Here is an 11318-nt window from a genome sequence, read left to right as displayed (position 1 = left end):
ACCATATCCGAGTCCGGTCGCGGGCAGGAGGATTGAATTGCGCGATGAGCTATTCAGCGACGAAGCCATGATGTTTTTCGATCTTGAATCGCGACGTTTACGCTATGGCTCCGGCAAGGGAAGCTACCTTGAAATCGAATGGCGAAACCTACCCCACCTGGGCATCTGGACAAAACCTTTGGCCGGCTACGTTTGCATCGAGCCTTGGCAAGGTTTCCCCACGCCTCTCGGCTTTGATGGCGAACTTTCAGAAAAGCCTGGCATTCTCTTGCTTCAACCTGGTGAACATCGGGATTTCGAGATGTCGATCACTGTCATTGGCCGTGATGCGACTTAACTCGCCTACAATGCAGCCAAGGCATGATTGTGAGGACCGACTTGGCTTCCACCACTCGCACTTTCCGACGTCCGGCTTCACATACATGGCCAGTGCGGACTGCCCGCTGAGGCTCGTCCAGCCATCGTTGTGTCCGGGGTCCCGAAGTGCGCGCTATTGGTGAGGACCCCCTTGCGCCTATGGCGTTGATGGTGCCGATGCCTCGGTCTACGACCACATCGAGGAAGCCAATCGGTTCAAGCTCACGCGACCATCATCTTTGCCAACTGCTTCAGATTTAGCCCTTCAGTCTGCAACAATTCCGGATCGCTGATTGTTTGCGCTGCGATAAGCATCTCGCTCAGCCTGACATCCTTTGCCAGGATGTTACCTTCAGCGAGCGCGCTGACGGCGACGATCCGATTGGCTTCGTCTAGGTGAAAAAGAAACAGGCCTGCGACGCCCTTTCGCCGAACGGTCCGGACTGCGGAATTCGGTAGACCAGCGATCTGGAGGGTCAGTTCATACTGATCGGACCAGAACCAAGGCATCCCAGTGAATTGCTGTGCGCGGCCAAGCATGTTCAATGCAGCTGTGCGACCTTGGTCTTTGGCCGCTCGCCAGCTCTCCAAACGGACGGATTCACCGCTAATCGTGGGAAAGCAACAGCAATCGCCGGCTGCAAACACATCAGGATCCGTCGTTCGCAAATGCGCATCAACGGAAATGCCGTTGGATACCGCCAGACCTGCATCCTGTGCAAGCGCGGTCACTGGTTGCGAACCAATGCCGGCCAGCACTACATCGGCCTGGAAAGTGCTTCCATCGGCAAACCGCAGCTCCTGGGTCCGTCCGTTCGTAGCAATTCCTGTCAGTTTCTGGCTGCAGGAAATGCGAACACCAGCACCCACATGCCTGTTGTGCAATGCAGCGGCGATTTCTGCCGGCACTGCCCGTGAGAGAATTCGTGGAAGACCTTCAAAGACCGAAACCTCGCAGCCATTCTGGCRCGCACTCGCGGCTATCTCCAGGCCGATGAAACCAGCGCCAACAATCGCGATCTGCAGGCGTTGAGAGATCGCTTGCCGCACCAGGCGGGCGTCGTCCAATGTTCGGAGATAGACACAGCTCTCGCCGCCTGGAACAGGTAGCCGTCGAGGCACGGACCCGGTCGCTAACAATAGTCTCGAATAGGCGAGACTGCCGCCGCCTACGAATTTGACTGTACGGGAGGGCCGCTGGATGCTGCTGATCGTCTTGCCGCGATGCAATGTGATCTGGTGACTTGCGAAAGCCTCCAAGGGGCGGATCGAACGGCCGGGTTCACTCTCACCATCCACCCGAAGCTTGGACAGCGGAGGTCTTTCGTAGGGTACATGCAACTCGGATCCGAAGAGATCGATCGGGCCGTCATAACCGCATTCTCTCAAAGAGAAAGCGGCGCTGACGCCAGCTTCTCCGTCGCCAACGATAATAATGCCGCTCACGTCGTCGTCTGGACGTTCACGAAGACCCGCCCGGCCTGGATGCGCACCAGATAGATTGTAAGGTTGATGCACACCGGGGCACCCTTGGCCTGGCCGGTCTTGTAATTGAATCTTCCGTTATGTTTCGGACATTCGATGATGTCTCCCATCACCAGGCCATCGGCAAGGTGAATCTTTTCATGCGTGCAAAGCCCTTCCGTGGCAAAGAAGTTTCCGTCGGGACTGTGATAAATCGCGAAGGTCCTCCCTTCGTAATCAAATCGTGCAACATCCTCTTCATCGATGTCATCGGTGGCGCAGGCGTCAATCCAGTTGTCTGAAGTCATGATAAGATCCGATCGGGGTCGTGGTGTTTGATCCGCGGGGTTATTCTGCTGCAACCACGGTTGCGCCAGTTTTGTGCAACTCCGGTCGATAGGCTTTTGCGTGGGGCGGGAGCGCACGCGTGATGTACGAATTGGGGTCCTTCCGCTGCCGAATAATGGCGGGGATGATCTCTGCATAGGCGTGGAAGGTGCTGCGATAGGGGGTGGGCATGTCGTGGAGCGTCAGCCTGTGGAGCGCCGGCAGCTTGTGGTAGGGGACCATGGGGAACATGTGGTGTTCCACATGATAGTTCATGTTCCAGTAGATGAACCGCAGAACTGGATTGACGTAAATCGTCCGGGCGCAAAGCCTGTGGTCAAGTACGTTTTCCTCTAATCCGGCGTGTTGGGTGATGGCGAGATAGTAGGAGAGCCATCCGCCATACATGCTTGGAAGCGGGCCAATCAGCAGCACCGGCAGCCATGATCCCAGATAGACGGCAACCGCTACGATACCCAGATGAATGATCAGCAGAAGTCGCGCTGTGCGGTAGATGCTCGGACGCTCCATGTCGGGAACAAAAGACGCTTCTTCCGGATTTAGCTTCCCAAATGCGTGTTTGATCATGTTCTTGAATGTCAACGGAACCCGACGAATGCCGAAAACCGCCATGACCATTCTTGCGAGGTCTGCCGGTCGCATTGTTACAATTTCAGGATCGCGTCCGATAATGGTCGTGTCGGTATGGTGCCGAGCGTGACTCCAGCGCCAGATCTTGGGCTCCCGCAGCATCATGAAGCACGCAATATTGTAAACAAGATCGCTCAGCCAGCGTGTCTTGAACGCGGTGCCATGTCCCGTCTCATGCCAGCGCGCATCCGACGCCGAACCGTAATACACGCCGTAGACGGCCAGGATCGGTACGCACCAGAAGCTTCCCCAGGTGATGTAGGCTCCAAATGCCAGAGACCCGAGAATGGCAAACCATAGAAGGGTATCGCGGATCGCGGGGCCGTCGGAACGTTTCATAAGTTCTTTCAGCTTCGCCCGCCCAATGTCGGTATGATACCATTCCGCCGCAGCGATGCCTTCCTCGATCGCTGCTGTCGCGTCCCGGCCCAGCAGGCTGTAATCCCGTTTGAACTCGCGAATTCGCGCCATCTACCTTGCCTCCGGTTGCCGACTTCAAAGAGCTGTTGGTGCGCTCGGCCGACAAAGGTAAAGCCGAACACCCTGCTTCTTGCAATGAAATGTCCAACAAATATATCAAAACTGTCAGACCCTGGATTTGCAAAATGACATGTTTGTGTCATTTTCGGCGAAGGTTGTCCTGGTGCGGAGAGGCATAAATCGCTGCACGGCTGCGAGCTTTCTGGCCATATGGGGAACGTGGGCACCTTCTTTGAAGCTGTGGTGGGACCGCTCGTCGCGTCAAAACTCTGACAGTTTCGGCTTAACTCCGATGCGGGATTCAGGGTGGACAGTGAATATAGGTCAAAATCCGCATATTTGACATATCAAAAATATCGCCTGATGTCCGTTTCCTTAAGTTTGCGAAGCACGTGGAAGGGAGGCAATTCGCGAAAAGCCATAAATCGTGCGGAGATATTGCTTGCGCAGCCGATCACGCCAGACTAGATATCATATATCAGAGAGTTAGCAGAATGGCGTTCCACGCGCATTACCCCCAAGACGCGCTTCTAACCCAGCTCGACAAAGGCGCTCCTCCTATGGAGGTTGGAGTCCCTATCAATCGTGTCGGCGAGCAGGGATGGAGGTTGCTGAGTGAAGACCTGCCATTGCCGGTGGCGGTGCTCAAAGAGAAAAGCCTCCGTCACAACAGCGAATGGATGAAGGCGTTTCTGGCCCAGGGCGGAGCAGTTCTTGCTCCGCATGGTAAAACGACCATGAGCCCGGCGCTATTCGACCTGCAGCTTGCGGATGGCGCATGGGCGATCACCGTTTCCACGCCCCATCAGGTTCAAGTCGTGCGCAGCTTCGGTTACAAACGCATCTTCCTTGCAAATCAGCTGATTGGCGCAAAGGCGATCGACTACGTCATTTCTGAATTGGCCCGGGACGCCGAATTCGAGTTCTTGTTCCTGGTCGACTCTGCGGTCAATCTTGAAGCAATCGCCAAGGCAGCACGAAAGGCGAAGCTCCAGCGTCCGCTCGATGCCCTCGTGGAGATCGGATATCCAGGTGGCCGCACCGGTTGCCGCAGTGTCGAAGAGGCGCTGAACCTTGCGCGGGCCGTGAGCAGGACCGAAGCCGTGACGCTGCGCGGCGTGGAAGGTTTCGAGGGACTTCTAAAGGGCGCAGACAATGCGGGGACACTCGCATTAGTCCATTCGTTCCTCGATAAAATGGTGCAGTTCGCTCAGGCATGTGACCTTGAAAAGCTTTGGGGCGCCGAAACGGTCATCCTGAGTGCCGGCGGATCCGCGTACTATGATGTTGTCGTGGAGAAACTGGGTTCCGCAGCGCTTTCGAAACAGAACATGGTTCTGGTTCGCTCGGGTTGCTACATCACGCATGACTCAATCCTGTACGCCAAGGCAGTTCAGGCGCTGCGGGAAAGAAATCCAGGGTTGGCTGACGCGCGTGGCGGACTGACACCGGCGTTGGAAGTTTGGGCCTATGTCCAATCGAGGCCGGAGACCGAGAAGCTCATCGCGGCACTGGGCAAGCGTGACGTCTCGCATGACGACCAGCCGATTCCTCTGCTCTGGTTCCGTCCGGGTTCTGGGATGGAGCACCCTCGACAGCTGTCTCCAGATCACGCCGTGACGCGCTTGAACGATCAGCACTGCCATGTGGCAATTCCTGCCGATTCACCTCTCCAGGTTGGGGATATGGTCGGCTTCGGCATTTCTCATCCCTGTCTCACCTTCGACAAATGGAGAGTCATGCACATAGTTGATGAAAATTATCACATCACGAGTTCCATCCGCACCTATTTCTAACGGGCGAACACGGACAAATTGTCGAGGGGAAAACGTGACGAAGACCTATCTCATCACCGGCGGCGCGAGTGGAATTGGGGCTGCCCTTTCACGGCTCGTCGCGGAGGCCGGCCACACCGTCTTTGTGGCCGATATCAATCTTCCGGGAGCCGAGCAGGTTGCCTCGGCAATCGGTCCGTCGGCGTCCGCCGTAAAGCTCGATATCTGCTCCGAGGCGCAGTGGGAGGCAGTCCTTGACCTGATATGGAAGGAGCGTGGCGGCCTTGACGTTCTGATCAACAATGCCGCAATCGTCCACACAGGTTATGCGCGGGACCTTCCTATCGAAAAGCACCTGCAAACGATGGACACAAATTTCTTCGGCCCGGTGAAGGGCATGCTCGCGGCACTTCCGCGCTTCAAATCGCAGGGATACGGGCACCTCGCGACGGTTTGCAGCATGACAGCGCTGCTGCCGTTCCCGGGTATCGCCAGCTATGCCGCCGCGAAACATGCCCTTCGCGCTTTTCATCTCGCGCTAGCCCTGGAAGAGCGCCAAACGCCAGTGAAAATTACCATCGTCCATCCAACGTCCACCGAAACGCCGATGTTGGACAAGGAAGCGGAAGATGATGCAATGGCCCTTTCCTTTGCCGGCATATCGGTCACGCCCGAATATGTCGCCAAGGTGGTTCTCGAAGCCATTCGCAATGAGGAGATCGAGGCCTTCGCGCCGCCGGAACGCGGCGATGTAGTGAAAAAGCTCGGGACCAATCCCAAAGACCTTTGGGAGATGATGGACCGCAACTCTGCCATCGGCGCTGAAAAGCTCAAGGCTCGCCGCGCTGGAAAGGCAATGAACGGGCCTCAATGACAGCGATCCAGGGGATGGCCTCGTCACGTGAGGAGTGCCATGCTTGCCTCGACGGCGTCGGCCGACCCCGGCAACGATGATCGTTGACCGCTAGGTTGCTTCAGCTTTCCTGCTTCTTCTTTCGCCGCGATGGCGTAGCGTCGTCGCCGTTTTCCGCGCCGCTCAGTCTTTGCAGAATATTGTATGATCCTTCGCGGAGATCCCGAATGATCAAATCGCCGGTTTCGGCCGGCGAGCGTCTGTTCAATGCGTCGACAATCAGAAGATGGGGATGGACTGCGGCCGTTGCGGGTCGGATGATCGGGTATTGATTGTTCACGAAAGGATAAGCAAGAAGCCAGAGGTTTTCAATATACCTTACGAGGACATCGTTGCCACAGGCGCGATAGATCGTGAAATGAAACTCCTGGTTTGCAGCAAGTGCTTCCTTCCAACGCTCTTCCTTTTCGCTCTGGATAAACCTCTGGTGCAGTACGCTTAGTCTCGCAATGTCCTCATCGCTAATCCGCACCACCGCAAGTTCTGCTGCGAGTCTCTCGAGGGGCACCCGCGTTTCGCGAATATTGATGTATTGCGGAATCGACAGCACTGGCACACGGGGTTGATGGCCAAGTCGGATTTCCAATGCGCCCTCGCGCACGAGCTGGAAAATGGCCTCCCGAACCGGCGTTGGCGACGTGTTGTATGTGGCCGCTAACCCCCTGATATTGAGGCGTGCTCCAGGTTCGTATTGGCCGGTCATGAGTGCCACGCGCAAACGTGAGTATATCCGCTCCGACAGGCTGTGCCGATTGAGACCGAGATCCTCATTACTATCGATATCGGTCTCTGGTGTGACTATCGAATTCATATATGCCTTCCCGCCTGTCCAATACCGGCGTCTGAATTTACCAGCAATAATGCCAGCAAACCCCGATTACGAGATGTCGACAAGGCGAAGCCCGCTTTTCAGCCCTTGAGGCCGTTCTTGTCCATAGGAAAGTGACATGCAAAGGCGGTTTCGTCCTGGTGAATAAGCATGGGCTCGACAGTGCGACAGAGTTCTTGTGCCTTCCAGCACCGCGTTCGGAAGCGGCAGCCGCTCGGGGGATCGGCGGGGCTGGGCACGTCCCCGGTCAAAACGATGCGGCGGCGGGTGCGTTCGCTTCGAGGGTCCGCGGTTGGCACCGCCGATAGGAGAGCGGTCGTGTATGGATGTCTTGGCGACGTGAAAATCTCGTTGCGGGGACCGATTTCAACAATCTTGCCAAGATACATGACGGCAACGCGATCCGAAATGTGGCGCACTGTCGATAAATTGTGCGCGACAAACAAGTAGGAGAGGCCTAGCTCTTGCTGCAAATCATGGAGCAGATTAAGCACGCCTGCCTGGATGCTCACGTCGAGAGCGGAGACGGGTTCATCAAGAATGATGAGTTTCGGCTTGACCGAGAGCGCCCTTGCAATACCCACGCGTTGTCGCTGGCCGCCTGAAAGTTCGTGGGGAAAGCGGTCAAGATGCTCCGGGTTGAGTTTGACGAGTCCGATCAGCTCACTGACACGATCCGACATGTCCTTTTTTGACATATCCAGAAGACGCAATGGCTCCGTCACTATCTCACGGATTCTCATTCGAGGATGAAGCGAAGCAAAAGGGTCCTGGAAGACCACCTGGAGATCTTTTCGCTTTGCACGCATTTCCGCCTCGCTGATCTTGCTGAGGTCGGTTCCCTCGAGGAGCACTTCTCCCGAGCTGGGTGGCAAGAGTCTGAGAATACAGCGCGCAAGTGTCGACTTGCCGCAGCCGGACTCGCCGACAAGCCCAAGTGTTTCTCCCTTGGCAATATCGAAACTGACACCTGCAACGGCCCGAATGACCGGAGCGTTCTTCAGAGTGGAAAAGACCCCGCCAGCGCCGAAATCCTTGGTCAGGTTTCTAACCGACAGCAAAGGCGCACCGGCATCCGAATGGCTCACAGCTCTAGTGGTCTGTCCCGCGGGGAGATCCTGCAAAGTGGATGTCATGCCGAGTTCACTCTGGTTTTAGCAGCCGGGATGGCCTGGGCGAGATGACAGGCCACGTCGGTTGGCCCGAAACCTCGGAGTTCGGGCCTTTCGAGCTGACATCTTTCGACAGAGAAACTACATCGCGGGTTGAAAGCGCAGCCAGGCGGTATGGTACCTGCCGTCGGCGGAGCCCCACCGATATCGCTGAGACGAGCAATCTCCCCGGTCAGCTGGGGCAACGAACCCAGCAGGCCTCTGGTGTAGGGATGACGCGGATTGTCGAACAAGTCATCGACTGGCGCTCGTTCAACGATCGAGCCCGCATACATGACCGACACGTGCTCAGCCATGCCGGCGACGACGCCCAAGTCATGGGTAATAAGCACCAGGCCGGTTCCGCTGCCCTCGCAAAGATTGCGGAGAAGCTCCAGCACCTGCGCCTGGACGGTTACGTCCAAAGCCGTTGTCGGTTCGTCGGCGATAATAAGATCTGGCTTGTTGGCGATTGCGATTGCGACAACCACGCGTTGACGCATGCCGCCGGAGAATTCGTGAGGATATTGGTCAATGCGCTTTTCCGGAAAAGGAATCGCGACCGAACGAAACAATTCGATCGCCCTTGTCCGCCCCTCCTTGGCTGTGCACTGCGGATTGTGAATCCTGATCGCTTCGACCAATTGGTCGCCGACCGTCAGTACGGGATTGAGCGCAGTCAGAGGATCTTGAAAGACCATCGACATTCTCGATCCACGCAATTGTCGCAGGTCCTTTGCAGGACTGCCGATTAGTTCTCGACCGAGAAGCTTGACCGAGCCGGAAACCATCGCGGAAGGCGGCAAAAGCCCCATGACGGCACGCATCGTGATGCTTTTCCCCGAGCCGGATTCACCGACGAGGCCCATGATCTCGCCTCTCTTCAGAGAAAAATTCACCCCGCGAACGGCCTCGACGTAACCGTTCGCTATTTCAAAGGTCACGCGTAGATCATTTACTTCGAGAAGAGGTTGGTCGCCCATGTCATGCTTTCCGCGGGTCGAGAATATCGCGGACCCGGTCGCCGATGAAATTCAGCGCGAGAACGACACTCAGGATGGCCAAACCGGGCGCTGCGGCGATCCACCAATAGTAGAAATTCACGGTGCCATCCGAGACCATCGCGCCCCATTCCGGGGCAGGAGGGGCGGCGCCGAGACCGATGAAGCTCAGCGATGCTGCGAGCAGTACGACCTGCCCGAAATCCATAGTTGCATTTATGAGAATCGGCGTTCCGCAGAGAGGCAGGATATATTTCCGCAGCAATCGGCCTTTGCGGACGCCGGACGATATTGCAGCCTCGACATGCTCCATTTGTTTGACGCTGATAACTTGGGCCTGCATCAGACGCGTATAGAGCGGCCACCAGACAGCAATCATCGCCACCGTCGCCGTCCAAAGTCCCGGGCCTAGTGTAGCCGCGACCGCCATCGCCAGGAGCATTGGCGGAAAGGACAAGGTGATGTCGACCAGCCGCATGATGATCGTGTTTATCCAGCCCCCCAGGAAACCTGCCATCGCTCCAAGACAACTGCCGAGGATCGCACCGACACACACGACGAAAAATGCGACGGGAATGGAATAGACCGCTCCCGATAGCGTCCGTGAAAAGACGTCGCGACCCAAGCCGTCGGTACCAAACAGATGCTCAAGGCTTGGGGGCTGGAGCCGACGGCCAACCATGTCGAAAGCACTATAGGGCATMCAATATTGCGCGGTTAGAGCAGCAAATATCCAAAACAGGATGATAGCGAAGCCAATATATGCGGGAATGACCGACCACAGATTGGTGCGGCGTCGTTTACGCCTGAGCGTTGCGTGTAAGGTGTCTGCTGCGGCCATGGAATTGCCGGGCTCCTACTGGAGTTTGATGCGAGGATCGACCAGCACGTAGGTGAGATCGGTAAGGAGATTGGTCAAAAGAAACGCCGTCCCTCCAAGCATGGTCACTCCCATAATCGCCGGATAGTCCAGTGCCCGGGCGGATTCCACTGCGTAGGAGCCTATGCCGGGCCACGAAAAAATCGTTTCGGTCAAAACAGCGCCGGTAATGAGGAAGGCGAAGGAATAGCCGATGACGGTGATCGCAGGGATCAGTGCATTCCGGAGGGCGTGATGGAAGAGGACCCTTCTTTCGGTCGCACCCTTGGAGCGCGCCATAAGAATATAGTCCTGGCTGAGCACGTCGAGCATGCTGGCGCGTACCAGCCGAGATATTATGCCGGTTACAGACCATCCAAGGACGCTCGCGGGAAGTATCAAGTGGGTGGCAGCCTCCCAGAACGTCGACATGTTGCCGGCGAACAGCGCGTCGACGGTATAGAAGCCGGTAATCGTGGATTCTGGGGCCGTGCGGGCATCAAGCCGCCCCGGTCCGGGGAGAATACCAAGCTGGACGGAAAATATGAAGAGCACGGCAAGCCCGGACCAGAATACCGGAAGCGAAGATCCCAAAAGTGCGAAAAGGCGCACCAGGTGGTCCACGGCGGTATCACGCATACGCGCTGCGACTACCCCAAGCAGAATTCCTGAAACCGAGCCAAACAGCAATGCCGCAACGACCAGTTCCACTGTCGCGGGAAGGCGCTCCATCAGGTCTTGAGCGACCGGCCGCTTTGTCCGGAAGGACGTGCCCAAATCCCCCGTGACCACGTTCTTCAGATAGATCAGATATTGCTCGACGGGCGTCTTGTCCAAACCCCAGCGGACTTTCGCCGCTTGAACCGCCTCCGGATTACTGAGCTGCCGCTCGGGCAGGATCGAGGAAAGTGGATCCGCCGGCGAGGCGTGCGACAGAAGGAAGGCGATGGTAAGCACACCCAAAAGCAAGGGTGGAAGTCCGATCAAACGGCGAAGAACGTATGTATGAGCTTGCATTGTTCGCCCTTTCGATCAGACTTCCACGTTCCCGTCGTCGCGCATTACTGCGCGAAGCTGAGATCCTGTAGCGGCAGGATTGACGTCACGCTGTACTTCATTCCGCTTATGTTCTTGCTATAGGCAAGGACCGTATCGGGACCGACCAGTGGCACGATGATGCGGTCCTTGATCATCTCCAACGCGATCTGGTGATAGAGTTCGTCGCGTTCGTTGATCGGCGCCGCAACGGCCTTGTCCAGCAGTTCCTTTTCCTTGTTGTTCAACACGCCCTCTATCTTGTCTCCGCCAGAGCGAGCCAGCCAGCGTGTGCCCGGGATCATACCAAAGGTTTTCACATACTGGTCGGTACCGAAGTAATCAGGTCCGTAAAACGATGCAGTCAGCGGCGTGTGGTCTCCCTTGACCGTGTCAAGCCAGACCGGGAAGGTGGCAGGCTTCAGCTGAAGGCGGATGTTCACCTTGGCGAGGTTCTGCTGCACGAACTGCATGAG

General features: G+C 56.7%; 11 protein-coding genes and 1 pseudogene. 3 read left to right on the top strand and 9 right to left on the bottom strand.

From position 1 onward, the window contains the following. A partial coding sequence (locus AC1DZP_RS34990; RefSeq protein ID WP_477308784.1) for an aldose epimerase family protein occupies positions 1-337 on the top strand: 337 nt, incomplete at its 5' end. A 242-nt stretch (positions 338-579) separates the two neighbouring features. On the opposite strand, the gene AC1DZP_RS34985 is transcribed toward AC1DZP_RS34990, so the two are convergent. The 3 genes from AC1DZP_RS34985 to AC1DZP_RS34975 are packed head-to-tail and all read right to left on the bottom strand — an operon-like array spanning position 580 to position 3270. Continuing rightward, entirely contained in the window at positions 580-1803 is a 1224-nt protein-coding gene (locus AC1DZP_RS34985; RefSeq protein ID WP_477308782.1) for an NAD(P)/FAD-dependent oxidoreductase, read from the bottom strand. Beyond that, positions 1800-2129 carry a MocE family 2Fe-2S type ferredoxin gene (locus AC1DZP_RS34980; protein ID WP_477269751.1) on the bottom strand — a complete coding sequence of 110 codons (330 nt, stop codon included), beginning with the start codon at positions 2127-2129 and terminating at the stop codon, positions 1800-1802. Before AC1DZP_RS34980 ends, AC1DZP_RS34985 begins: the two co-directional genes overlap by 4 nt. A 40-nt stretch (positions 2130-2169) precedes the next feature. Then, positions 2170-3270 (bottom strand): fatty acid desaturase family protein, encoded by a 1101-nt coding sequence (locus AC1DZP_RS34975; RefSeq protein ID WP_477308780.1) that lies wholly within the window; start codon positions 3268-3270, stop codon positions 2170-2172. 503 nt (positions 3271-3773) lie between these two features. On the opposite strand from AC1DZP_RS34975, the gene AC1DZP_RS34970 reads away from it, so the two are divergent. Together AC1DZP_RS34970 and AC1DZP_RS34965 are read left to right on the top strand one after the other, a co-directional pair. Beyond that, a complete protein-coding gene (locus AC1DZP_RS34970; protein WP_477308778.1) occupies positions 3774-5075 on the top strand; it encodes an amino acid deaminase in 1302 nt (433 codons plus the stop codon). A gap of 34 nt (positions 5076-5109) precedes the next feature. Then, a complete protein-coding gene (locus AC1DZP_RS34965) occupies positions 5110-5928 on the top strand; it encodes an SDR family NAD(P)-dependent oxidoreductase (protein WP_477308776.1) in 819 nt (272 codons plus the stop codon). A gap of 100 nt (positions 5929-6028) precedes the next feature. Here the strand turns inward: AC1DZP_RS34965 and AC1DZP_RS34960 are convergent, their stop codons facing one another. From AC1DZP_RS34960 to AC1DZP_RS34935, 6 genes and pseudogenes are all read right to left on the bottom strand, one after another. Beyond that, positions 6029-6778 (bottom strand): GntR family transcriptional regulator, encoded by a 750-nt coding sequence (locus AC1DZP_RS34960; protein ID WP_477269757.1) that lies wholly within the window; start codon positions 6776-6778, stop codon positions 6029-6031. Positions 6779-6876: 98 nt separating this feature from the next. After that, positions 6877-7932 carry an ABC transporter ATP-binding protein gene (locus AC1DZP_RS34955; RefSeq protein ID WP_477269759.1) on the bottom strand — a complete coding sequence of 352 codons (1056 nt, stop codon included), beginning with the start codon at positions 7930-7932 and terminating at the stop codon, positions 6877-6879. Next, a complete protein-coding gene (locus AC1DZP_RS34950) occupies positions 7929-8930 on the bottom strand; it encodes an ABC transporter ATP-binding protein (protein WP_477269761.1) in 1002 nt (333 codons plus the stop codon). The genes AC1DZP_RS34955 and AC1DZP_RS34950 overlap by 4 nt, the downstream gene beginning before the upstream one ends. 1 nt (position 8931) lies before the next feature. Then, positions 8932-9789, bottom strand: coding sequence for an ABC transporter permease (locus AC1DZP_RS34945; protein WP_477308774.1), 858 nt, complete (start codon positions 9787-9789; stop codon positions 8932-8934). 15 nt (positions 9790-9804) lie between these two features. Next, positions 9805-10824 (bottom strand): ABC transporter permease, encoded by a 1020-nt coding sequence (locus AC1DZP_RS34940; protein WP_436260304.1) that lies wholly within the window; start codon positions 10822-10824, stop codon positions 9805-9807. 44 nt (positions 10825-10868) lie between these two features. After that, positions 10869-11318: pseudogene (locus AC1DZP_RS34935) on the bottom strand (ABC transporter substrate-binding protein); the annotation flags it as partial.

Source organism: Mesorhizobium sp. P2_F8, assembly GCF_056403655.1.
Note: the sequence above shows the minus strand (reverse complement) of the source record. Positions and strands in the feature narration are given on the sequence as shown.